The sequence below is a fragment of the Streptomyces sp. NPDC111744 genome (genome assembly GCF_055634995.1).
In genome coordinates, this window is sequence record NZ_JBVKCG010000005.1 from 232,109 (window position 1) to 255,373 (window position 23,265).

At 71.2% G+C, this 23,265-nt stretch carries 19 protein-coding genes and 1 pseudogene; 11 read left to right on the top strand and 9 right to left on the bottom strand.

The window, feature by feature from the left end; all coding sequences use genetic code 11:
- Positions 1 to 9: 9 nt before the first annotated feature.
- A complete protein-coding gene (locus tag ACZ7OO_RS13745; RefSeq protein ID WP_471504540.1) occupies positions 10 to 1,788 on the bottom strand; it encodes a TIGR03767 family metallophosphoesterase in 1,779 nt (592 codons plus the stop codon).
- Between the two features lie 267 nt (positions 1,789 to 2,055).
- Positions 2,056 to 2,502, bottom strand: a complete 447-nt coding sequence (locus ACZ7OO_RS13750) for an NUDIX hydrolase (RefSeq protein WP_471504927.1) — start codon at positions 2,500 to 2,502, stop codon at positions 2,056 to 2,058.
- Positions 2,503 to 2,729: 227 nt separating this feature from the next.
- Between ACZ7OO_RS13750 and ACZ7OO_RS13755 the strand changes: the two genes are divergently transcribed.
- From ACZ7OO_RS13755 to ACZ7OO_RS13775, 5 genes are all read left to right on the top strand, one after another.
- Entirely contained in the window at positions 2,730 to 6,029 is a 3,300-nt protein-coding gene (locus tag ACZ7OO_RS13755; protein WP_471504541.1) for a S8 family serine peptidase, read from the top strand.
- Positions 6,030 to 6,429: 400 nt separating this feature from the next.
- The gene (locus tag ACZ7OO_RS13760; RefSeq protein ID WP_471504542.1) at positions 6,430 to 7,449 is read left to right on the top strand and encodes an aspartate-semialdehyde dehydrogenase; all 1,020 of its coding nucleotides are present in this window, start codon (positions 6,430 to 6,432) and stop codon (positions 7,447 to 7,449) included.
- A gap of 85 nt (positions 7,450 to 7,534) precedes the next feature.
- A complete protein-coding gene (locus ACZ7OO_RS13765; RefSeq protein ID WP_471504544.1) occupies positions 7,535 to 8,323 on the top strand; it encodes an SDR family NAD(P)-dependent oxidoreductase in 789 nt (262 codons plus the stop codon).
- Positions 8,324 to 8,438: 115 nt separating this feature from the next.
- A complete protein-coding gene (pepN, locus tag ACZ7OO_RS13770) occupies positions 8,439 to 11,021 on the top strand; it encodes an aminopeptidase N (RefSeq protein ID WP_471504545.1) in 2,583 nt (860 codons plus the stop codon).
- A 190-nt stretch (positions 11,022 to 11,211) separates the two neighbouring features.
- Positions 11,212 to 11,664: a DUF5707 domain-containing protein gene (locus ACZ7OO_RS13775; protein WP_471504547.1), complete on the top strand. Its 453-nt coding sequence runs from the start codon at positions 11,212 to 11,214 to the stop codon at positions 11,662 to 11,664.
- A 26-nt stretch (positions 11,665 to 11,690) separates the two neighbouring features.
- On the opposite strand, the gene ACZ7OO_RS13780 is transcribed toward ACZ7OO_RS13775, so the two are convergent.
- Positions 11,691 to 13,169 carry an FAD-dependent monooxygenase gene (locus tag ACZ7OO_RS13780; RefSeq protein ID WP_471504548.1) on the bottom strand — a complete coding sequence of 493 codons (1,479 nt, stop codon included), beginning with the start codon at positions 13,167 to 13,169 and terminating at the stop codon, positions 11,691 to 11,693.
- Between the two features lie 228 nt (positions 13,170 to 13,397).
- Between ACZ7OO_RS13780 and ACZ7OO_RS13785 the strand changes: the two genes are divergently transcribed.
- Positions 13,398 to 13,997 (top strand): TetR/AcrR family transcriptional regulator, encoded by a 600-nt coding sequence (locus tag ACZ7OO_RS13785; protein ID WP_471504550.1) that lies wholly within the window; start codon positions 13,398 to 13,400, stop codon positions 13,995 to 13,997.
- 112 nt (positions 13,998 to 14,109) lie between these two features.
- Here the strand turns inward: ACZ7OO_RS13785 and ACZ7OO_RS13790 are convergent, their stop codons facing one another.
- From ACZ7OO_RS13790 to ACZ7OO_RS13805, 4 genes and pseudogenes are all read right to left on the bottom strand, one after another.
- Positions 14,110 to 14,376, bottom strand: coding sequence for a hypothetical protein (locus ACZ7OO_RS13790; RefSeq protein WP_352220583.1), 267 nt, complete (start codon positions 14,374 to 14,376; stop codon positions 14,110 to 14,112).
- A gap of 105 nt (positions 14,377 to 14,481) precedes the next feature.
- A complete protein-coding gene (gene malQ / locus ACZ7OO_RS13795; protein ID WP_471504551.1) occupies positions 14,482 to 16,572 on the bottom strand; it encodes a 4-alpha-glucanotransferase in 2,091 nt (696 codons plus the stop codon).
- Positions 16,573 to 16,782: a hypothetical protein gene (locus ACZ7OO_RS13800; RefSeq protein ID WP_352220787.1), complete on the bottom strand. Its 210-nt coding sequence runs from the start codon at positions 16,780 to 16,782 to the stop codon at positions 16,573 to 16,575. It lies immediately after the preceding gene.
- Positions 16,783 to 17,085: 303 nt separating this feature from the next.
- Positions 17,086 to 17,226, bottom strand: a pseudogene (locus tag ACZ7OO_RS13805) (XRE family transcriptional regulator); the annotation flags it as partial.
- Between the two features lie 32 nt (positions 17,227 to 17,258).
- On the opposite strand from ACZ7OO_RS13805, the gene ACZ7OO_RS13810 reads away from it, so the two are divergent.
- The 3 genes from ACZ7OO_RS13810 to ACZ7OO_RS13820 are packed head-to-tail and all read left to right on the top strand — an operon-like array spanning position 17,259 to position 19,857.
- Positions 17,259 to 17,792 carry a PadR family transcriptional regulator gene (locus ACZ7OO_RS13810; RefSeq protein ID WP_471504552.1) on the top strand — a complete coding sequence of 178 codons (534 nt, stop codon included), beginning with the start codon at positions 17,259 to 17,261 and terminating at the stop codon, positions 17,790 to 17,792.
- The gene (locus ACZ7OO_RS13815; protein WP_471504554.1) at positions 17,789 to 18,487 is read left to right on the top strand and encodes an ABC transporter ATP-binding protein; all 699 of its coding nucleotides are present in this window, start codon (positions 17,789 to 17,791) and stop codon (positions 18,485 to 18,487) included. The genes ACZ7OO_RS13810 and ACZ7OO_RS13815 overlap by 4 nt, the downstream gene beginning before the upstream one ends.
- On the top strand, positions 18,484 to 19,857 hold the full coding sequence (locus ACZ7OO_RS13820; protein WP_471504555.1) for an ABC transporter permease: 1,374 nt from the start codon (positions 18,484 to 18,486) through the stop codon (positions 19,855 to 19,857). Before ACZ7OO_RS13815 ends, ACZ7OO_RS13820 begins: the two co-directional genes overlap by 4 nt.
- Before the next feature lie 89 nt (positions 19,858 to 19,946).
- Here ACZ7OO_RS13820 and ACZ7OO_RS13825 read toward each other — a convergent pair whose 3' ends face one another.
- On the bottom strand, positions 19,947 to 20,483 hold the full coding sequence (locus tag ACZ7OO_RS13825; RefSeq protein ID WP_181805740.1) for an HNH endonuclease: 537 nt from the start codon (positions 20,481 to 20,483) through the stop codon (positions 19,947 to 19,949).
- 320 nt (positions 20,484 to 20,803) lie between these two features.
- Between ACZ7OO_RS13825 and ACZ7OO_RS13830 the strand changes: the two genes are divergently transcribed.
- Together ACZ7OO_RS13830 and ACZ7OO_RS13835 are read left to right on the top strand one after the other, a co-directional pair.
- Entirely contained in the window at positions 20,804 to 21,907 is a 1,104-nt protein-coding gene (locus tag ACZ7OO_RS13830; protein WP_471504557.1) for a mechanosensitive ion channel family protein, read from the top strand.
- Between the two features lie 133 nt (positions 21,908 to 22,040).
- Positions 22,041 to 22,661, top strand: a complete 621-nt coding sequence (locus ACZ7OO_RS13835; RefSeq protein ID WP_471504559.1) for a Uma2 family endonuclease — start codon at positions 22,041 to 22,043, stop codon at positions 22,659 to 22,661.
- Positions 22,662 to 22,673: 12 nt separating this feature from the next.
- Here the strand turns inward: ACZ7OO_RS13835 and ACZ7OO_RS13840 are convergent, their stop codons facing one another.
- The gene (locus ACZ7OO_RS13840; RefSeq protein WP_471504561.1) at positions 22,674 to 23,210 is read right to left on the bottom strand and encodes a hypothetical protein; all 537 of its coding nucleotides are present in this window, start codon (positions 23,208 to 23,210) and stop codon (positions 22,674 to 22,676) included.
- Positions 23,211 to 23,265 lie beyond the last annotated feature (55 nt).

Consider the following 23,265-nt stretch of genomic DNA (forward strand, 5'->3'; position numbering starts at 1 on the left):
GGGTGAGTTTCAGCCCTTCTTCAGGACCAGCTCCGTGTTCCGGTCCACGGCGTTGCCGCCCAGGACCTTGCTGGAACCGGGGGCGTTGAAGGCCAGTTCGCGGTAGAGGGCCGCGAGGCCGGTCTGGGAGAGGTCGGAGAAGTCCGTGCGGTGCGGAGCCGCCGACTCGATCAGCGTGGTGAAGAGCGAGACCGTGCCGTCCTTGTTGTCCACCAGCTCCACGACCCGGGCCAGCTGGGGGCGGTCCACGTGCGAGGCGGTGGTGATCTCCCAGAAGGAGTTGCCGTTGGAGGCCTTGTGCGGGGTGATCAGGTTGCGGTGGATGTGGCCGTTCACCCAGGCCAGCACATTGGCGTGGCGGTTGAGGAGGGTGACCAGCTCGGTGCCCGTGTGGCGGCGGTCGCTCGGGTGGGCCGGGTCGGGGCGGGTGTTGGTCATCGTCCGGCTGGTGTGGTGGCTGAAGACGACCGCGTAGGAGTCCTTGTTCTCCTTCAGGGTCCGCTCCAGCCAGGACAGTTGGGCCGTACCGATCGATCCGTCGTAGTGGCCGCCGGCGTCCGTCGTGTCGAGGCTGATGCCGATGACGTCGTCGGAGATACGGAAGGCGTAGTACTGGGTGCCCGCGGCCACGTTGGCGGTCGAGTAGCCGTGGCCCACCGGGCCGAGGCCCTGGTAGGCCGGGTCCAGATGGGCCTTGAGGTAGTCCGCGGCCGTGTACGGGGCGCGCTTCTCGTCCGCCGTGACCGAGCGCGTCGAACGGGCGTGGGCCTTGAGGAAGTCACGGTAGCCGCTGCCCTTGGGGTCCTGGGCCTTGCGGATGGTGTCCTGGAGCTTCCTGGCCTCGGCGTCGGTCGCCGTCATCAGCTTCTTGCCGGCGACCGCGGCCGCGGCGAGGTAGGGGTCGGCGTGGGAGCCGAAGCAGCCGAGCGGCAGGGAGTCGTGGTTGCCGACGGTGGAGTACCAGGGGAGGTTGAGGCCGGGGCTGTTCACCTCGCGGATCGCGGCGGCGAGAAAGCCCGCCAGGTGCGGGAAGCCGAGCGCCTTGTCGCCGTCGCGGACCGTGGAGCTCGCCTGCCAGTACAGCTTCAGGCCGCTGTTCTGCACGCCCTCGTAGTGCTTGGGGTCCCCGCTGTTGGGGGTGATCCGGCCGCCGCTCATCACCTTCATGAACCACTCCAGCTCGGAGTGGGCGTTGTTGTCGGTGTTGTCGCCGGTCGTCATCACGAAGTGCAGCGGGGAGCCGGTGACGGGGGCGCCGCGCAGCGCGTTCACGCGCTCGACGAGGGAGATGGCGCCGGGCACCGTGAGCGCCTCGTGGGGGCGCCAGGCGTGTGGGTCGTGGGCGCGCAGGTATTCGAGGCGCAGCGGGTGCTGGACGTCCATCAGATGCAGGTCGGTGAACTGCACGAACGCGGCGAGGGCGGTACGGCGGTTCTCCCGGCCGGACTTGGCGGTGGCCAGGTCGGAGCGGAGCATGCGCGACCAGCCGGCGCCGTCACCGAGCCGGCGGTAGCCCGAGCCGTTGCGGGGCGCGGCGACGGAGGCGAGGGTCGTGCCCTTGGTGTACGGCGTGAGGGGGGCCGCGGCGGCCTTGCGGCCCTCGGCGACCGGCTCCTGCTCCTCGATCGCGGTGGGCGCGGCCTGACTGCCGGTGGGGCGCAGGGCGTAGCCGACGCCCGCGGAGAGCGAGACGGCTCCGGCGGCGGCGAGCACGGTACGGCGGTTGATCTCCAGTGCCTCGCGGCCCTTCTGGGCGGCGGAGGTGGCGACTGAGCGTATGCGCGACATGGCGCGGTCTCCCCGAGTGCGAACGCGTCCGGCAGTGGTCGCGGGGCGATCGCTTCCGCGAACTTCCCGCTCGCTCTGGATCGTTGGCACCGGGGATGGCCTGCGCGTGAACTCGGCGGCAACGCGCAACGCCGATCACCGTACGTGGATCAGGTGAGGTGGGGTCCGGTCATGGAGCGGATTTCGGGCGGCCGGGGGCCGGTTGCTCCGCGTTCATCTGCCGGGGTAGGGGATGGGTCTCCGGCGCGTACGGCCGCGCTTCGGCGCTTACGACTGCTCTTCTGCAAACCGCCCCGCCACCGGCCGCTCCCGCCACATCCGCAGTGCGACATCGACCAGCCGGATGTGCCGGAGATCCGGTACGGCGTCCAGGTCCTGCCAGGCGGCCATGTCGGTGGAGCCGTCGACCTCGTTGCGGAGTTCGCCGCCGACGATCTCGCCGGTGTAGATGATCCGCACATGGTGGTGGTCGGTGATGCGGGCCAGCAGGCTCTCCCGGGCGAAGCGATGGCGGCGGGAGTCGATGCCCAGCAGCCCGGTCACCTCGATGCGGTAGCCGGTCTCCTCCATGAGCTCGCGGCGGACCGTGTCGTACGGGTCCTCGCCGTGTTCCATGCCGCCGCCGGGCAGGACCCATTCGGGTGTGCCGTCGGCGGCGGGTGACCGGGCGAGCAGAATCTGTCCGTCGCGGACACACACGGCGTAGGCCGCCACCCTCAGCTTCTCGCGCACATCGGCACGGTAGGGGGCGCGGGGAGCGACTGCCACCGGGTTTTCCGCGACAGGTCCGGGAGATGACCGGGGGTTTTCCCCATACGTTCATATCAATTCGGTCAACGTTCCCAAAAGAGCGTTCTCTTGGGGAAAGCTGTGCGCCTACGCGCCGGACACGACCAAGTCCGGTCGTTTCGTGCTCGTTCCTTTACCTACAAGGGATGCAGATGACCCTCAGCCCCCAGCACGACCCGATACCGGGCCACAGACGCCTGGCCCGGATAGCCGTGGCCGTCGGTGTCGTGGCCGCGCTCTCCGCCGCCGGGCCGATACCCCTGGCCGCCGCCACGGCCCCCGCTTCCTCCGCCGCCACCGCCGACCCCGGCGTCAAGTCGGCCCATGACAAGCTCGGTTCGGAGGACGCCGAACTGCTCGCGGAGGCCAAGGCCGACGGCGCCAAGAACGTCACGATGATGATCGCGACCGCACCGGGGCAGACCGAGCAGGTCGCCCAGGAGCTGGACGGCGTCAAGGGCGGCTCGGTGGGCCGTACGTACGACAAGCTCGGCTATGTCCGCGCCACCGTCCCCACGGGCCGGGCGGACTCGGCGATCGCCGCCGCCGCGAAGCTGTCCTCGGTGCACGCGATCGACCTGCGCCAGGAGATCCAGCTCGACGACCCGACGGTGAGCGACGCCAACGCCAAGAGCGTCAAGGCCACCTACTCGGGGCCGGACAAGAACACCCCCGCCGAGAACCCGTACAACCCCTCCTTCGAGACGGGCGCCGTCGACTTCGTCAAGGACCACCCGAAGGCGGACGGCCGGGGCATCACCATCGGCATCCTGGACTCCGGTGTCGATCTCGGTCACCCGGCGCTGCAGAAGACCACCACGGGCGAGCGGAAGATCGTCGACTGGGTGACCTCGACCGACCCGATCGTCGACAGCGACCAGACCTGGCGGCCCATGGTCACCGCCGTGTCCGGGCCGAGCTTCGGCTACGGAGGCAAGACCTGGACGGCACCCGCCGGGTCGTACGAGATCAGCACGTTCAAGGAGTCGTACACCACGGGTGGCGACGCGGCCGGTGACGCAAACCGGGACGGCGACACCACCGACAGCTGGGGCGTGCTCTACGACCCGGCGGCCGGCACGGTCACCGTCGACCTGAACAACAACAACGACTTCTCCGACGACACGCCGATGAAGCCGTACAAGGACGGGTACCAGGTCGGCTACTTCGGCACCGACAACCCGGCGACCGACGTCGTCGAGCGGCAGCCGTTCGTCGTGCAGATCCGCAAGGACGTCCCGATGGACCCGTACGGCGGGTCCTGGGTCGGCAAGACGGCCGACTTCGTCAACATCGGCGTCATCGAGTCCGAGCACGGCACCCACGTCGCCGGTATCACCGCCGCCAACGGCCTGTTCGGCGGCAAGATGAACGGCGCGGCTCCGGGCGCGAAGATCGTCTCCTCCCGGGCCTGCACCTGGACCGGCGGCTGCACCAACGTCGCCCTCACCGAGGGCATGATCGACCTGGTCGCCAACCGGGGCGTCGACATCGTCAACATGTCGATCGGCGGCCTGCCGGCGCTGAACGACGGCAACAACGCGCGCGCCGAGCTGTACACCCGGCTCATCGACACCTACGGCGTGCAGCTGGTCATCTCCGCGGGCAACTCCGGGCCGGGCGCGAACACCATCGGCGACCCCGGGCTCGCCGACAAGGTCATCTCGGTCGGCGCGGCCATCTCCAGGGAGACCTGGGCCGCCAACTACGGCTCCCAGGTGACCACGAAGTACCAGCTGCTGCCCTTCTCCTCGCGCGGCCCGCGTGAGGACGGCGGCTTCACGCCGACCCTGGTCGCGCCCGGCGCCGCGATCAACTCCACCCAGACCTGGCTGCCGGGCTCCCCGGTCGCCGAGGCGGGCTACTCGCTGCCGGCCGGATACTCCATGCTCCAGGGCACCTCGATGGCGTCCCCGCAGGCGACCGGCGCCACGGCGCTGCTGCTGAGCGCCGCCAAGGAGAAGGGCATCGCCCTCTCCCCGGCCGACCTGCGCACGGCCCTCACCTCGACCGCCGACCACATCAAGGACGTGCAGGCGTACGAGGAGGGCGCGGGCCGCATCAACATCGTCGACGCGTGGAAGTCCATCAGGGCCCACGCCACCGCGCACGACTACACCGTCAAGGCGCCCGTCGACACCGCGATCGACTCCGCGCTGAAGACCCCGGGCTACGGCACCGGCCTGTACGACCGTGAGGGTGGCCTGAAGGCCGGGCAGAAGAAGACATACGACATCACGATCACCCGGACCTCCGGCGCGGACAAGGCGATCCGGCACGAGCTGCACTTCGAGAACAACGCCGGGCACACCTTCAAGATCCTCGGCTCGGACGAGGTCATGCTGCCGCTGAACCAGCCGGTGACGGTCAAGGTGCAGGCCAGGCCGAAGAGTGCGGGCATCAAGTCGGCGATCCTTGAAGTCGACGACCCGAGGACCGAGGGCGTCGACAAGCAGATCCTGACGACCGTCGTCGTGTCCACTCCGGTGAACTACACCTACTCGGCTTCGAGTTCGGTACAGCGCAACAGCTCCACGTCGTACTTCGTGACCGTGCCCGAGGGCGCCAAGTCCCTCGAGGTCGCGATGAGCGGGCTGGCCGACAAGAGCCAGACGCGCTTCATCGCCATCCACCCGTACGGCGTTCCGGTCGACAACACCGGTACCCCGTACTGCTACAACAACTACCTGAACGGCAACGGCTGCAAGCCCGACGTCCGTTCGTACGCCGACCCGCAGGCCGGCGTCTGGGAGATCGAGGTCGAGGCACGCCGCACCTCGCCGCTGCTCGACAACCCGTACAAGCTGGGCGTCACCGTGCTCGGCGCGGCCTTCGACCCGGAGACCGTGACCGTGCCCGAGGCCAAGGCCGGCACCCCGGTCAGCGCCTCCTGGAAGGTGACCAACAAGTTCGCCGCGCTCGACGGCAAGCTGGTCGGCGGTCCGCTCGGCTCCTCGAAGACGGCCCGCCCGTCGATCAAGGAGGGCGAGACCCAGACCTCGACGGTGACCGTGCCCGCGGGCGCGAAGTCGCTGGACGTGGCCATCGGCAACGTCTCCGACACGGCGGCCGACCTCGACCTGACCGTGTACGACGCGTCCGGCAAGCAGGTCGCGCAGTCCGCCGACGGCGACTCGGAGGAGGCGGTGTCCATCGCCTCGCCGGCCGCCGGCACGTACACCATCGAGGTCGTCGGCTACTCGGTCCCGTCGGGCTCCACCGACTACGACTACCGGGACGTCTTCTTCTCCGCCACGCTCGGCGCGGTCACGGTCGACGAGTCGACGCCGGTCAAGCTCGACACGGGCGCCTCGGCCACGGTGACCGGCCAGGTCACGGCGGCCACGGCGGCCCCCGAGGGACGTGAGTTCTTCGGCCGGGTCCAGCTGGTCGACGCGCGCGGCACGGTCGCGGGTGTCGGCAGCGTGAGGATCGAGAAGGTCACGCAGTAGCGGAAGGTCACGCAGTAGCGGTAAGAGAACCGGTGCTGGGGCGGGCGTCCTGCGGGGCGCCCGCCCCTTCACTTTCGGCAAGCTCATGGTGCGCGACGCGGGCAGGTCGCGGACGATCCAGTTCCGCTGCGGGGCGATCTCCGCGGGCCCCGGAAACGTTCGGACGGCTCCGGAAATCTTTTCCGAGGCGTACGTCACACCGGCGCCCCGCAGCACAGCTTGCGGTACGAAGGCCGCGGAGAGCCAATTTCTGCAGCTCAGCGCGGGCGCCGACGGGAGTTCCACGGGCCGGCAGGTCCGTTCTGCGGGCATGGCGGGCAAAGAATTGGACAGGCTGACCCGGGTCGGCCGCATGATGGAAAGGCCGCAGACACACGTCACCGTATGCAAGGGAGTCACCGTGAGGGTCGGAATCGTCGGAGCCACCGGTCAGGTCGGCACGGTCATGCGCAGGATCCTCACGGAGCGCGACTTCCCGGTCACCGAGCTGCGGCTGTTCGCCTCGGCCCGCTCCGCCGGCACCGTGCTGGACGGCGTGACCGTGGAGGACGCGGCGACCGCCGACTACACCGGCCTGGACATCGTGCTGTTCTCGGCGGGCGGGGCCACCTCCAAGGCGCTCGCCGAGAAGGTCGCCGCCCAGGGTGCCGTCGTCATCGACAACTCCTCCGCCTGGCGCAAGGACCCCGAGGTCCCGCTGGTCGTCTCCGAGGTCAACCCGCACGCGATCGCCGACCGGCCCAAGGGCATCATCGCCAACCCGAACTGCACCACGATGGCCGCGATGCCGGTCCTGAAGGTGCTGGACCGGGAGGCCGGCCTGGAGACGCTGACCGTCGCCACCTACCAGGCGGTGTCCGGTTCCGGTCTGGCGGGCGTCGCCGAGCTGCACGGGCAGGTGCAGAAGGTCGCCGCCGACGCCGACAGGCTCACCCACGACGGCGAGGCCGTCGACTTCCCCGAGCCCGGCGTCTACAAGCGGCCCATCGCCTTCAACGTCCTCCCCTTCGCCGGCAACCTCGTCGACGACGGTCTCAACGAGACCGACGAGGAGCAGAAGCTGCGCCACGAGTCCCGCAAGATCCTGGAACTCCCCGGGTTGAAGGTCTCCGGCACCTGCGTCCGCGTCCCGGTCTTCTCCGGCCACTCCCTCCAGGTCAACGCCCGCTTCGCCCGCCCCATCAGCCCCGAGCGCGCGACCGAGCTGCTCGCGGACGCCCCGGGCGTCGAGCTGTCCGACATCCCGACCCCGCTGCAGGCGGCCGGCAAGGACCCGTCGTACGTCGGCCGGATCCGCCGTGACGAGACGGTCGAGCACGGTCTGGCCCTGTTCATCTCCAACGACAACCTCCGCAAGGGGGCCGCGCTGAACGCCGTGCAGATCGCGGAGCTGGTGGCCGAAGAGCTGTCGGCGCGGTAAGACAGGGATTCCGGCCGCGGCCGTGCCTCGTAGCAGAGCCTGCGCAGCCGGTAGAGCTCGTTCACTCAGCGGGAGCCACCACACCATGAGCAACGCCCAGCCGTCCTGTGCCACCTCGCGCGTCCTCGACGGCAAGGTCGCCATGATCACCGGCGCGTCCAGCGGGATCGGTGCGGCCGCCGCGCGGCTGTTCGCCCGGGAGGGTGCGGCCGTCGTGCTGACGGCCCGGCGCGCGGACCGGCTGCGGGCGCTCGCCGAGGAGATCGGCGCCGGCGGCGGACGGGCCCTGGCCGTGCCGGCGGACGTGGCCTCGGCCGAGGACGTCGAGCGGGTCGTCCGCACGGCCGTCGACACCTTCGGCCGCCTGGACTGCGCCTTCAACAACGCCGGGTTCGGCACCGCCGGCACCGAGCTGCACGAGACCGGCCAGGACGTCTACGAGCAGACCATGGACGTCAATGTGCGCGGGGTATGGAACTGTCTGCGCTTCCAGATCCCCGAGATGCTCGGGTCCGGCGGCGGCACGATCGTCAACACGTCGAGTGTCGCGGGGCAGCGGGCGACCGGGGCGTCCGCGGCCTACGTGGCCGCCAAGCACGCCGTCCTCGGGCTCACCCGGGCCGCCGCGGCCGAGTACGCGCAGCGCGGCATCCGCGTCAACGCGCTGGTGGTGGGCAGCACCCGTACCGAGATGATGGACCGGGCCGTGCGGACGCTGCCGGAGCTGCGGGAGCGGTTCGAGGGTGAGACGCTCCAGAAGCGGATGGCCGGACCCGCCGAGGTCGCCGAGGCCGCGCTGTGGCTGTGCAGCGACCGCTCGTCCTTCGTCACCGGCGCGGCGATGCCGGTCGACGGCGGCACGACGGCCGCCTGACGCCCCTGGCGTGCCGGACGCCTGACCAAGCGATCTGTGGGGTTTTCCCTCGTCGCCCGCGGCCATGCTGCCGTGGAAGGATGGCGCAACCCACACATAACGAGGAGATGACCGCGTGCCTGGCACAAACCTGACTCGCGAAGAGGCGCAGCAGCGGGCGAAGCTGCTCACCGTTGACTCGTACGAGATCGATCTCGACCTCTCCGGCGCGCAGGAGGGCGGTACCTACCGGTCCGTGACCACGGTGCGCTTCGACGTCGCCGAATCCGGCGCCGCGTCCTTCATCGACCTGGTGGCCCCGGCGGTCCACGAGGTCACCCTGAACGGTGATCCGCTCGACCCCGCCGAGGTCTTCGAGGACTCCCGGATCGCGCTGCCGGGCCTGCTGCAGGGCCGTAACGTGCTACGGGTCGTGGCCGACTGCGCGTACACCAACACGGGTGAGGGTCTGCACCGGTTCGTCGACCCGGTCGACGAGCAGGCCTACCTCTACACCCAGTTCGAGGTGCCGGACGCCCGCCGGGTCTTCGCCAGCTTCGAGCAGCCGGACCTCAAGGCGACCTTCCAGTTCACGGTGAAGGCGCCGGCCGGCTGGACGGTCGTCTCCAACTCGCCGACGCCCGAGCCCAAGGGCTCGCTGCCCAACGTATGGGCCTTCGAGCCGACGCCGCGCATCTCGTCGTACGTCACCGCGCTGATCGTCGGCCCGTACCACTCCGTGCACAGCGTGTACGAGAAGGACGGGCAGAGCGTGCCGCTGGGCATCTACTGCCGGCCCTCGCTCGCCGAGTTCCTCGACTCGGACGCGATCTTCGAGGTGACCCGGCAGGGCTTCGACTGGTTCCAGGAGAAGTTCGACTACGCGTACCCGTTCAGGAAGTACGACCAGCTGTTCGTGCCGGAGTTCAACGCGGGCGCGATGGAGAACGCGGGCGCGGTGACCATCCGCGACCAGTACGTCTTCCGGTCCAAGGTGACCGACGCGGCGTACGAGACGCGGGCCGAGACCATCCTGCACGAGCTGGCCCACATGTGGTTCGGCGACCTGGTCACCATGGAGTGGTGGAACGACCTGTGGCTGAACGAGTCGTTCGCCACCTATACCTCCATCGCCTGCCAGGCGTACGCGCCCGGCTCGCGCTGGCCGCACTCGTGGACGACGTTCGCCAACTCCATGAAGACCTGGGCGTACCGGCAGGACCAGCTGCCCTCCACGCACCCGATCATGGCCGAGATCCGCGACCTGGACGACGTCCTCGTCAACTTCGACGGCATCACGTACGCCAAGGGCGCGTCCGTCCTGAAGCAGCTCGTCGCCTACGTCGGCATGGACGAGTTCTTCAAGGGCGTGCAGGCGTACTTCAAGCGGCACGCGTACGGCAACACGCGCCTGTCCGACCTGCTCGGCGCCCTGGAGGAGACCTCCGGGCGTGATCTGAGCACCTGGTCGAAGAAGTGGCTGGAGACGGCCGGCATCAACATCCTGCGCCCGGAGGTCGAGACGGACGCCGACGGTGTCGTCACCTCCTTCGCCATCCGCCAGGAGGCCCCGGCGCTGCCGGCCGGCGCCAAGGGCGAGCCGACCCTGCGCCCGCACCGGATCGCGATCGGCCTGTACGCGTACGACGAGGACAGCGGCCGGCTGGTCCGCGAGGACCGGATCGAGCTGGACGTGGACGGCGAGCTGACGGCCGTACCGGAGCTGGCCGGCCGCCGCCGCCCGGATGTCTTCCTGCTCAACGACGACGACCTGTCGTACGCCAAGGTCCGCCTGGACGAGAAGTCCCTGGCCTTCGTCACCGAGCACCTGGGCGACTTCGAGTCCTCGCTCCCCCGCGCCCTGTGCTGGGCGTCGGCCTGGGACATGACCCGTGATGCCGAACTGCCCGCCCGGGACTACCTCGCCCTCGTCCTCTCCGGCATCGGCAAGGAGTCGGACATCGGTGTGGTGCAGTCCCTGCAGCGCCAGGTGAAGCTCGCCATCGAGCTGTACGCCGACCCGACGACCCGCGAGGCGCTGCTCACCCGCTGGACCGACGCCACCCTCGCCCATCTGCGGTCCGCCGCGCCGGGCAGCGACCACCAGCTGGCCTGGGCCCGCGCCTTCTCGGCCACGGCCCGCACCCCGGAGCAGCTGGACCTCCTCGAAGGTCTGCTGGACGGCACCCACACCGTCGAGGGCCTGGCCGTCGACACCGATCTGCGCTGGGCGTTCGTGGAGCGGCTGGCCGCGGTCGGCCGGTTCGACGAGGCGGAGATCGCAGGTGAGTACGACCGCGACCGGACGGCGGCCGGCGAGCGCCACGCGGCCACCGCCCGCGCCGCCCGTCCGACCGAGGAGGCGAAGGCCGAGGCGTGGGCGTCGGTCATCGAGTCCGACAAGCTGCCGAACGCCGTGCAGGAGGCGGTGATCAACGGCTTCGTCCAGACCGACCAGCGTGAGCTGCTCGCGCCGTACACGGACCGGTACTTCGAGGTACTGAAGTCGGTGTGGGACTCCCGCTCCCACGAGATCGCCCAGCAGATCGCGATCGGCCTCTACCCGGCCCTTCAGGTCTCCGAGGAGACCGTCACCAAGACGGACACCTGGCTGACCGCGGCCCAGCCGAACGCGGCCCTCGCCCGCCTCGTCTCGGAGTCCCGCGCGGGCGTCGAACGTGCCCTGCGGGCCCAGGCGGCGGACGCGGCGGCCCAGTAGCCGACGGTACGACGAAGGGGGCGCCCGGCGGACCGGGCGCCCCCTTGTCGTGCTCCCCATCACCTAGGCGGAGTTGAGTACCTGTGCTCACGCCCGGGGTGCCCGTGCGTTGCGAGCATCGGTGCAACGGCGCGGCACAGAGCGCCGGTTCGTCCAGTCGAGGCACTCAGACAGTTTCGGAGAACCCGCCATGTCCCGTCGTATCGCTCTGTCCATCGCCGCCGGTGTCGTCGTCCTCGGAGGCGCCGGGGCCTTCGCCCTCGCCTACGCGGGGGACCAGCCGCCCGCCCTCGCGCACAGCACCGCCCGTTACACCGCGCCCGACAGCGGCCGCAACGGCTCGCTCAGCTTCTCCACCGAGGTCACCGCGTCCTCCGGTGTGAAGAGCCTGAAGGTGCTGGCGTGGCCGGAGAAGTCGGAGTTCGCGAAGAAGCCGCCGACCGCCAAGGACATGGCAGCGGTGGAGTCGGCGGCCTGTGCGCCGGCCGAAGAGGACACCGCGCCGTGCGCGTACAAGGCCGTGGTGTCCGCCGCCGACGCCGCGTCGTCCCCGCGCGGCGCCTGGCACATCGCCGTACTCGCCACCGCCCAGGACGGCAGCACCACCCTGGACACCAAGGCGGCCGGCTTCACCATCGGCTGAGCCGGTCCGCCACCGATGGTGTCCGCTCAGCCGACGTGTGTCGCCAGCGCCGCCTCGATGTCCTCGGCCCGGGCGCCCTCTGCTGCCCAGGCCACGTATCCGTCGGGGCGCACCAGCAGCGTCGTACCGCGGTCGCTCGCCCAGTGCACCACGGCCAGCCGGTCCGCGCGCCCCCCGCCCGCTGCCTCGTACGAACCCGGGGTGACCAGGACGAACCGGCCGCCGCGCAGGGCCTCGTGGAGACGGCCGCCGCCGGCCAGCGCGAGGTCGGGGACCCGTGTGCCGGTGAGGCGGTGGGCGCCCCTCGGGGCCCGGTACCTGTAGCCGAGGCCGGTGATCTGGCCCACGATCCTCCGGCGGACGGGGGCGACGTGGCCGAAGGCGGTGAGGAGCGCGGCACGCACGGGCAACTGCCAGCCCTTGGCCATCGCCAGGCGCACGAGCGCGCCGCTGCTGCGCAGGACCGACCTGCCGACGGGGTGGCGTTCGGTCTGGTAGGTGTCGAGCAGGTCGGGGGTGGCGTGGCCGTGCAGGACGGCGGCGAGCTTCCAGCTCAGGTTGGCCGCGTCCTGCAGACCGGTGTTCATGCCCTGGCCGCCGGCCGGGGTGTGCACATGCGCCGCGTCGCCGGCCAGGAAGACCCGGCCGGCCCGGTAGCTGGGCGCCTGCCGCTCGTCGCTGTGGAAGCGGGACATCCAGCGGGCCTCGTGCATCCCGTAGTCCCGGCCCAGGGCCAGCAGCATGATCTCCCTGACCTCGTCGAGGTCGACCGGCTCGTGGTCGGGGACATCGCGGCCGCGGTGCCAGCAGATGACACGGTAGTAGCCGTCGCCGAAGGGCGCGACGAAGGCGAACGCGTCACCGACCGCGGCGGCCGTGATCAGCGTCTCGGGCTTCTCGGCGAGCAGCACGTCGGCGAGGACGACGGACCGGATGGCCGACCTTCCCGGGAACGGCAGCCCGACCGCCTCCCGCACGGCACTGTGCATCCCGTCGGCGCCGACGACGTACGCGGCCCGCACGTCGTCGCCACCCCTGATGTGCACGGTGACCCCGTCGGCGTCCTGGGTCAGTCCGGTCACCTCGGACTCGTAGCGAAAGTCGACACCCGCCTCGACGGCGCGGCGCTCCAGCACCTTCTCCACCTCGTACTGCGGGAGCACGAGCACGTGCCGGTAGCGGGAGGGGAGCGTGCCGAGGTCGAGGGTCAGCCCGTCGAAGAGGTTGAGCCGGGTGAGGGGCCGGCCGATGGCCTCCAGGTCGTCGGCGACACCGCGGGCGTCGAGCTGCTCCAGGGCGCGGGCGTGCAGGGCGAAGGCGCGGGAGAGGTTGCTCGTCTTGTGGGGGCGCTTCTCCAGGAGGGTGACCGGGATGCCGACGTCGGCGAGGTCACCGGCCAGGAGGAGGCCGGTGGGGCCGGAGCCGACGACGATCACGCGGGGGGTTCGGGGGGCGGGGCCGACGGGGCTGGTGGCGGCGGGGGTGGTGCCAGTCGAGCCGTTCATGAGTGCCTCCTGGGGTGGGCAGCGCTCGTTGGCCAACGATTGAGGACCTACGGGCGTTGGTCAACGCTTGTTGGTCAACACTTGTTGGCAAGGGTAGGACGGTGCGATAGCGGAGTCAACACCTGTTGGCCTACACCCGTTGACCTACGGCCGTCGACCCACATCCGTTGACCCGCACCCGTTGGCCAACGCTTGTTGGCCCACAGATGTTGGCCTACGCTCGTTGGCATGACCGGCACCCCCAGTAGAAACAAAGAGCCCACGAACGGCTCGGCGGCGCGCCGCTCCGACGCGAGCCGCTCCGCCATCCTGGCCGCCGCCCGGGAGCGCTTCGCCACCGACGGCTACGAGCGCGCCACCATCCGCGCCATCGCCAAGGACGCGCATATCGACCCCTCCATGGTCATGCGCTACTTCGGCAACAAGGACGGCCTGTTCGCGGCGGCCGTCGCGCTCGATCTGCGGATGCCCGACGTGTCCCAGACGCCACGCACCGAGGTCGGAAGGGCGCTGGTGGCCCACTTCCTGACCGTCTGGGAGACGAACGAGGAGCTCACCGCGGTGCTGCGTGTCGGCATCACCAACAAGGCGGGGGCCGAGCGCCTGCAGGGCATCTTCCGGGAGCAGGTGGTGCCGGTGGCCGAGCGGGTGTGCCCCGACCCCGAGCAGGTACAGACGCGGGCGGGGCTGTGTGCCGCGCAGCTGATGGGGCTCGCACTCACCCGCTATGTGCTGCGGCTGCCGCCGGTGGTGGCGCTGGCCCCTGAGGAGATCCTGGCGTGGCTCGGGCCGACCCTGCAGCGGTATCTGACCGCGCCGAGCCCCTGAGCGACGCACCGAGGGCGCCGGTCGGCTCCCGTACGTCCCCTTGAGGCAGGTACGGAAGGCGACCGGCGCCCTCGGTGGAGAAACGGAGGTTGTCAGGCCTTCGAAGCGGAGGTCAGGCCTTCGCCTTGGCCTTCGTCGCGCCCGGCTTGGTGACCCGGATCTTGGACTTGTCCAGCACCATCACCAGGCCCGCGATGACCGCGAACAGCACGAGCGGGGTCAGGACGTAGAGGCCCAGCGTCTCGATGACGCTCAGGCCCTTGCCGGGATCGTCACCGTCGTCACGCGTGAGCGCGAGGGCAGGCGACGACATGAGCAGCATCATCAGCGTCGTACCGGCAGCCAGGGCGCCGGCGCGCAGGGCGTTCTTCTTGTCCACACTGCCAAACTAGCGGGCCGACTTGAGGGGCGCGCGGCCGGGGTACCTGTACGCGGTGCCCGGCGCTGCGGTGACCGTCCCGGGGGCCACCGCTCCCCACCGCCCTCACACCCCGGACGGCCCGGAAAGCGACACCTGGCGGCCGTCGTCCTCCGGGTCGGGCCGGTTGTCCGAACGCAGAACCTCCAGCAGTGCCCGCGCCCTCCCCGACTCCATCAACTCCTCCAATGTCACCGGCCGGCCCGTCGCGTCCGCGATCGGCAGGCGCCAGTTCGGGTACTGGTCCCAGGTGCCGGGGAGGTTCTGGGGGCGGCGGTCGCCGACGGTGTCGGGGAGCCAGACGCCGATCATGCGGGCCGGGGTGTGGAGCAGAAAGCGATGGACGGCCTGGATCTCGGCCTCCTCGTCACCGGCGTCGGACGCCGCGAGCAGGTCCAGGCGGGTCAGCAGGGCCAGCCACTCGGCCGCGTCGGCCGCCGCGTCCGCCCTCTCCTCCTCCACCGGGCGGGTCAACAGGCCCAGCCGGTCGCGGAGTTCGACGTGTTCGCCGGTGAGGCGGGCGGCGGTGGACGGCAGGTCGTGGGTGGTGGCGGTGGCGAGGCAGTCGGCGCGCCAGCGTTCCGGGGGGAGCGGGCGGCCGTCGCCGTCCCAGTCCCGTTCGAACCAGAGCACCGACGTACCGAGCACCCCGTGCCGCTGGAGTGTCTCGCGCACCCCCGGCTCAACGGTCCCCAGGTCCTCCCCGATCACCACCGCTCCGGCCCGGGTCGCCTCGATGGCCAGCAGGGCGAGCATGGCCTCGGCGTCGTAGCGGACGTAGGTGCCCTCCGTGGGCGGCCGGCCCTCCGGTACCCACCACAGCCGGAACAGGCCCATCACATGGTCGATGCGCAGGGCGCCCGCGTAGCGGAAGAGGGCGCGCAGGAGCTGGCGGTAGGGGGCGTGGCCGGAGGCGGCGAGGCGGTCAGGGCGCCAGGGCGGCAGGCCCCAGTCCTGGCCGCGGGCGTTGAAGGCGTCGGGTGGGGCGCCGACGGACATCCCGGCGGCGAAGAACGCGCGCTGCGCCCAGGCGTCCGCGCCCTGGGGGTGCACGCCGACGGCGAGGTCGTGCACGATCCCGACCGGCATCCCGGCCTCGCGGGCGGTGTGCTGGGCGGCGGTGAGCTGGGTGTCGGTGAGCCAGGCGAGCCGGGAGTGGAAGGCGACGCGGTCGCGCAGCCCGGCGCGGGCGCGGGCGGTCTCCGGTGAGCGGGGGTCGCGCAGGGCCTCCGGCCACCGGTGCCAGTCGGAGCCGTGCCGCTCGGCGAGCGCGTACCAGGTGGCGTGGTCCTCCAGGGCCTGTCCCTGTTCGGCGAGGAAGGCGTCGTAGGCGGCCTGCCGTGCGGGGGTGAGCGGTACGGCGGCCAGCGCCTCCAGCGCCTCCCGCTTCAGCGCCCAGACCGCGTCCCGGTCGATGTGGGCGCCCTGGTCGAGGACGGCGGCGCGCAGCCGTCCGGCGCGTTCCTCGAGCGCGGGGTCCGGGACGTACTCGGGGACGGACTCCAGCCGCAGATGCACCGGGTCGGGGAAGCGGCGGGAGGAGGGGCGGTACGGGGAGGGGTCGGTCGGGGGGCCGGGCACGGCCGCGTGCAACGGGTTGACCTGGACGAATCCGGCCCCGGTGGTGCGTCCGGCCCAGTCGGCGAGTTCGGCGAGGTCACCGAGGTCGCCCATGCCCCAGGAGCGGCGGGAGAGCAGCGAGTACAGCTGGACGAGGAGTCCGTACGTACGGCCGGCGGGGGTGGGCAGCCGGTCGGGGGCGACGATCAGGTGGGCGCGGGCGGTACGGCCGTCGGGCGCGGCGGCGGTCAGCAGATGCACCCCCGTCGGCAGGCCCCGCACGTCGTCCCGGGTCTCCCCGTCCTCCGTGCGCACCTCCAGCCGGGTGCCGGCGGGCAGGTCGAGGGCGGGGTCGCCGGACCCGGCCCAGTGGACGAGCGTCGGCGGCAGCAGCCGTTCGGCGAGATCCCGCTCCCGGTCGGCGAGGGCGGTGCGGACGGCCTCCGGGCCGCTCGCGTCGACGCCCAGGGCGGCCAGCGCGGCAATCACGGCTCCGGCGGAGGCCGCGACCGTACGGTCCGGGGACGGGCTGTAGGAGGTGGCGACGCCGTGCAGCTCGGCGAGCCGGCACAACCCCCGGTCCAGGGCTTCGCTCATCTACAACCCCGGCTCACTGGTCAGTGGGGCCAGGTCGGCGAGCGGCGGTTCGCTGGTGAGGGGCTCGGCGTCGGGCAGCGGCGGCTCACTGGTCAGCGGCGCCTCCGCGCACACGCTCTCGGCGCTGAACACACACAGCAGGGACTCCTCCTCGGTCTCCACCAGGGGTTTGAACTGGGCCGGGATCGGATGGTGAACCGTTGCGGCCACGGTGGCCTCCTTGTCTGGGCGTCGGGTACCGCGGCGGCTGCCGGGTGAGAGGAGCCCTACCCCATCGTCGCCAGGGCACGCGTGACGGCCGGGTACCGGCCCGCGATCCGACCGCGTCCGAGTGATCGACGGACAGGGCGTGACCTTCGTCATGAGGTGGCGGTCGGCACCTGACTGTGGACGACCGCGGACGGCGATCAGCGTTGCGACGCGACGAACCCCACCCAGGCCATCGGGGCGAGGCGGGGTATCGGGCCGTCGAAGGTTTCGGAGCCGCGAACGGCGACGGTGTGGTCGGAGCGCCGCTTCCCGAAGCGCCGCGTGGTACTGGAGCGGGCGCTCGCCGAAGAGCCGCTCCCGGCGCCGCTGCTTGACCTCGACTAAGTGCTCGGTCTCATCGGGATCGCCCCAGGAACTGCCGGCGATTCCCAGAGGACTATTCACTCAGTACATGTATCCAGTGCATACTGGTCTCCATGAGCACCCGGCACATCCTTCTGGGGCTGCTGAAGGCAGGGCCGAGTCATGGCTACGACCTCAAGCGGCGCCACGACGAACGCTTTCCGCAGGCCCGTCCGCTGGCCTACGGGCAGGTGTACACGACCCTGCAACGCCTGGTCCGTGACGGTCTCGCCGAGCTCGAAGGGACCGACGCCGACGGAGGGCCGGAGCGGACGCTGTACCGGTCGACGGACGACGGGGCACGTGAACTGGCCCGCTGGGCCGGGGAGATCGCGCCGCCCGCGCCCTTCGTGGCGAACGAGATCTTCGCCAAGGTCGTCGTCTCGATCCTGGCCGGTGGTGATCCGGCCGCCTACCTGGGCGCCCAGCGCGCCGCGCACATGGAACGGATGCGGGAGCTCACGGCCGTGAAGACGGCCCGGGGCACCGACCTGGCGACCGTGCTCTCGGCGGACTACGCCCTCAACCACCTCGATGCCGACCTCCGCTGGATGAACACCACGGCGGCCCGGCTGACCACTCTGACCGCGGAGGTCGACGCAGCATGAGCAACCAGGGGGATTCCTCGGTGCCGCTTCTGGCGGGCCGGGACCTCGTCAAGGCGCACGGCAGGGCAGAGGCACTGCGTGGCGCCTCCGTCGAGTTGCGCGCCGGTGAGATCCTCGCCGTGACGGGGGCCAGCGGCAGCGGCAAGTCCACCCTGCTGCACTGTCTGGCCGGGATCGTACGACCGGACGCGGGCTCGGTGGCCTACGACGGTCTGCGGCTCGACCAGCTGCCGGAGAAGCGGCTGAGCGAGCTGCGGCGCTCCGACTTCGGCGTGGTCTTCCAGTTCGGGCAGCTGATCCCGGAACTGACCGCCTTCGACAACGTGGCGCTGCCGCTGATGCTGGCCGGAGCGGGCCGCACCGAAGCCCGGGCACGGGCCGGCGAGTGGCTGGAGCGGTTCGGGGTGCGCGGACAGGAGGAGCTGCGGCCGGGCGAGATGAGCGGTGGCCAGGCGCAGCGGACCGCCCTGGCACGAGCGCTGGTGACCGGCCCGAAGGTGGTCTTCGCGGACGAGCCGACGGGGGCTCTGGACTCGCTGGCGAGCGAGCAGGTGATGACGTCGCTGGTGCACACGGCCCGCGAGTCGGGCACGGCCGTGCTGCTGATCACCCACGACGCCCAGGTCGCGGCGTACGCGGACCGCGAGGTGCGGCTGAGCGACGGGACCGTGGCGCCTGTGGGGGTGGCGGCGTGAGGGCCGATCTGCGACTGGCGCTGCTGCTCACCCGGGGGTCGGACCGACGGGAGTGGTGGCGGGTCCTGCTGACGGCTATCGGGGCGGCGCTGGCGACGGGCATCGGGCTGGTGATCGCGGTGCTCGTCCCGATGGACGGCCAGTACAGCGTCCCGGTCGGTTCCGGGCTGCTGGACCAGCCGGGAACGCGCGACGGAGTGATCACCGTGCTGATGCTGCTGTTCATCCCGGTGTTCGGATTCCTCGGGCAGTGCGCGCGGGTCGGCGCGGTGCACCGCGACCGGCGGCTGGCCGCGCTGCGGCTGGCAGGTGCCACGCCCGTGCAGGTGCGGCGGATCGCCGCGCTGGAGTCGGGGCTGGCCTGCCTGGCCGGCTCGGCCGTGGCCACCGTGTTCTCCGTGCTGTCCCTGCTGCGTCTGTGGCACGGTCCCGATCCACTGGCCTGGGCCGGCATCGCCGTGGTGGCCGTGCTGGTGCCGGTGCTGGGCGCGGCCGTGAGCGCTCTGGCATTGCGCCGGGTGGTGACTTCGCCGCTGGGCTGGATCCGACGGGCGCGGCCGACCAGGGGTCCGGGGCGGGCGTTCCGGGTGGCGACCGGGTTGCTGACCGTGCTGGCGGTGTTGGTCGCGATGACCGCGCTCGTCGGTGATTCCTTCGCGTTCCCCCTCGTCGGGCTCGCTCTCGGCCCGCTCACGGTCTTCGCCGCCTGTCTGCTGGTCGGCGCCTCGGCGGTGTGGCTGGCGGGCTGGTCGTCCCGGTGGCTGGGCCGGGTGCTCGCCGCCCGTGCGCAGAGCCCGGCGCTGCTGATCGCGGCGGAACGGCTGCGCGACGACCCGTGGGCGGCGGCCCGCACGCACGCGGCCGTCCTGCTGGTGACCGTCGTGGGCACCGGATTCGTGGGGGTGCGGCAGGTGCTGCTCGCGGTTCTGCACGCCATGGACCGCGCAGACCAGCTCGGCATGGACCTCGCGTACTACACGACGGGTCTGGACCTCACGGCTGCCGCGATCCTCGTCGCCCTGGCGATCGTCCTGTCCGGTCTCGCCGTCGGCACCGCCGAGTCGCTGGCCACCCGGCGCCGGGGCCTGGCCGCGCAGGCCGCCGCCGGAGTGCCTCGCGGCGTGCTGGGCCGGGCGCTGCTCCTGGAGACCGCGCTGCCGCTGGCCCCGGCGGTCCTGGTGGCGGGCACGGGCGGCATGGCCGTCGGCGTCTGGTACGCCTCCACCGCCACGACGTACACCTCGCCGGCCGTGCCGTACCCGGCCCTGCTGGTTCCGCTCGCGGTCTACGGCGCCTGTCTGCTGGCAGCGGCCACCGCGCTCCCGCTGTTGCACCGCTCGGTGCATCCGGCTGAGCTGCGCTACGCATGACCGCCGGATGAGTGTCCGGCCTCCGGGGGCACAGGGGACCCCCGGAGGCCGGAGCACCCGGGCGCCCGGGTATGCGAAAGCCCGGATCGTCAGGCGGAGATGCCGTCGATCCGGGCCAGGGCGTCGTCCGCGCCGTACGGTTGCAAGTAGGGCAGCCAGCGCGGGTCCCTGTGGCCGGTCCCGATGATGCGCCAGGCCAGGCCGGTGGGTGGGGCTGGTTTGTGCCGCAGCCGCCAGCCGATCTCGAAGAGATGGCGGTCGGCCTTGACGTGGTTGCAGCGGCGGCACGACGCGACCACGTTGTCCCAGACGTGCTGACCCCCGCGACTGCGCGGGATGACGTGGTCGACGCTGGTTGCGACGCCACCGCAGTACATGCACCGGCCCCCGTCGCGCGCGAAGAGCGCCCTTCGGGTCAGAGGAACGGGCCCCCGGTAGGGAACCCGTACGAATCGCTTGAGCCGGACCACGCTGGGTGCGGGGACTGTGACGGTTGCGCTGTGCATATAGGCGCCGGATTCCTCCAAGGCGACAGCCTTGTTCTCCAGGACGAGGACGAGCGCGCGGCGGAGCGGTACGACGCCGAGCGGCTCGTACGACGCGTTGAGGACCAGGACGTGCGGCACGGGGGCCTCCTTGGGCGTCGGCGGCGCGTGGCTCGCGCCGGGACGATTTGTGGCCAGTCTCTCCTCTTGCCTGGTGGACGCGCCACCATGTCCACGTAACGGGCTGGGAGTGTTTTCGACCACACCGCATTCATCCCCCGGATACCCCCCTTTCCAAGCGGGCCAGCTCAGGCGGGAGTGAGCGCGGTCTCTCCTTCTCGTAACGGTCGGGCCCACACACGATGCCCCGTTAGTGTGGTGATCCTGCCCGTCCGGTGACCTTTCCGTGACCTTGAACGCCGTGTCGGAGGGCAGTACCGCACCGCCTGGAGGTACCCGCCGTGTCCTTGCCCGCCGTCCTACTGGCCGCCGGTCCGTCGCCGTCACCGACCCCCTCGGGGTCGCCCACCCCGGCGGTACCCACGCTCCAGGACGCCCAGCAGAGCGCCACGAACGCGGCCAGCTGGGTCGAGCAGAACTGGTCGACATGGCTGGCGATAGGCCTGAAGGTGCTGCTGATCCTGGTGATCGCGGTGGTCCTCAGAAGGGTCGTGCTGCGGGCGATAACCAAGCTCATCGATCGTATGAACCGGACCGCCGAGTCGGCGGAGGGCACCACCCTCGGCGGGCTGCTGGTCAACGCCGAGCGGCGGCGGCAGCGTTCACACGCGATCGGGTCCGTGCTGCGGTCGGTGGCGAGCTTCGTGATCCTGGGCACGGCGGCGCTGACGGTGCTGTCCGCCTTCCAGATCAACCTGGCGCCGCTGCTGGCCTCGGCCGGTGTCGCCGGTGTGGCGATCGGTTTCGGCGCCCGCAACCTGGTCACGGACTTCCTGTCCGGCGTGTTCATGATCCTGGAGGACCAGTACGGCGTCGGCGACTCGATCGACGCGGGGGTCGCCTCCGGCGAGGTGGTCGAGGTCGGCCTGCGGGTGACCAAGCTGCGCGGCGACAGCGGCGAGATCTGGTACGTCCGCAACGGCGAGATCAAACGCATCGGCAACCTCTCGCAGGGCTGGGCCACGGCCGGCGTCGACGTCACCCTCCGGCCCAGCGAGGACCTGGACCGGGTCCGGGCCACCCTCGACGAGGTCGCCGAGAAGATGGCCAAGGAGGAGCCCTGGAACGAGCTGCTGTGGGGCCCGATCCAGATCCTCGGCCTGGACTCCGTCCTCATCGACTCGATGGTGGTCCGCCTCTCCGCCAAGACCATGCCGGGCAAGGCGCTGACCGTGGAGCGCGAGCTGCGCTGGCGGATCAAGCGGGCCTTCGACGAGGCGGACATCCGGATCGTCGGCGGCGTCCCCACCGCGCTCTCGGAGGACGAGACCCCGGATCCGACGGCGGCCGTGGCGGCACCGTCGGCGTTCTCCAACGCGGACTCCCCGCAGGTGGCGGCGACGACACCGATCGCCGCGCAGCGGCCGGCGACGACAGGGAAGTAGCGGAACGGTTCAGCACACTCGTTCGAGTGAACGGTGGGGCATTCCGGCGTCTCACGACGTGCGGGGTGCCCCATCGTTCTGCCGGGGCGCCCGGCGCGGGCTTAGCCTGGCAGCAGCGTGAGGAGAACCAGGGATGAGCGCCGAACCGATCATGGAGACGGTCATGACGGAGCAGGACCCCATCGATCTGCTGATCGCGATCGAGGAGGCGTCGGTGGCGCCGATTCGACCCGAGTACATCGAGGGGATGGCCATCGTGCCACCGACGGCGAACGACAACCATAACCACGGGACATTCGAGCTGGGGTTCCAGTTCCGCGCCGCCGGTATCCGCCTCGTGGGCATGGGCAACGGCTACCGCGCCGCCCACAAGGACGGCAAGACCATGGCGTTGTTCGTCCCGGACTTCTACGTCCGCCGCCGCAGGTCCACCGAACTCGACGAGTCGTACCGCAAAGCGCACAAAGGCTGGTACCCGGCCGACATGATCACCTTGGTGGGAGAGGTCACCTCGACGAATCACGAGACCGACACCGGCCCCAAGTTCCGCGCGTACGCCGCCGCCGGCATCCCGGTCTACGTCCTCATCGACCGCCACACCAAGACCGCCCACTGCTACACCGACCCCGTTTTCCCCGGCGACGACCCCACCGAGGCCTACTACCAGACCGACGAGAAGGTGAGCCTCGGCGACCCGCTCCCCCTCCCGGCGCCCTATCCCACCCTCGACACGGCCCCCTTCCTCGGCGACTGAGCGGCCCTCGGCTCAACGGCCTTCGAGTGTGCGCACTATCTGGCAGAGCGCGATGAAGACGGCGCCCCGGAGCAGGACGGCATCACCCCTGAGCCCTTTGCCGGCGCGGACCTCGACGCGAGCCTCCTGGGTGGACTCCTCGCAGGCGACCGTCCCCTCGGCGGATGCCCGACTCCAAAACGGACGCCACCGGAACCAGACCGGGTTGCCGCCGCCGACCTCCAACGCCCTCGGGGCCGCGCCCAGTTCGGCACGGACGAGGGAGAGCGGGACACCGGTGAGGGTGTGCGCCTGGATGCCGTCGAGGGCGTTCCCTGAGACCTCTACGTCCAGCCCTCGTGCCGCCCGCACGAGCGAGCGGGTCCGCCAGGCCGCCCACAGCAGGGCGAGCAGCCACCACGTCAGCGCGAGCAGGGCCGCCTCGCCCACGGCCGACCAGGTGATGCCGTCGTCGACGAAGGCGAGGACCCACATCACCAGCAGCGGGGGCACGAAGTCGGTGAACGTGCTCCACAGCAGCCGTAGGAACAACCCTTTCAGAGGGGTCACGTCTCAGCCGCCGCTCTCCTGGTCGGTGTCGGGGTACAGGAGCAGGAAGCCGTAC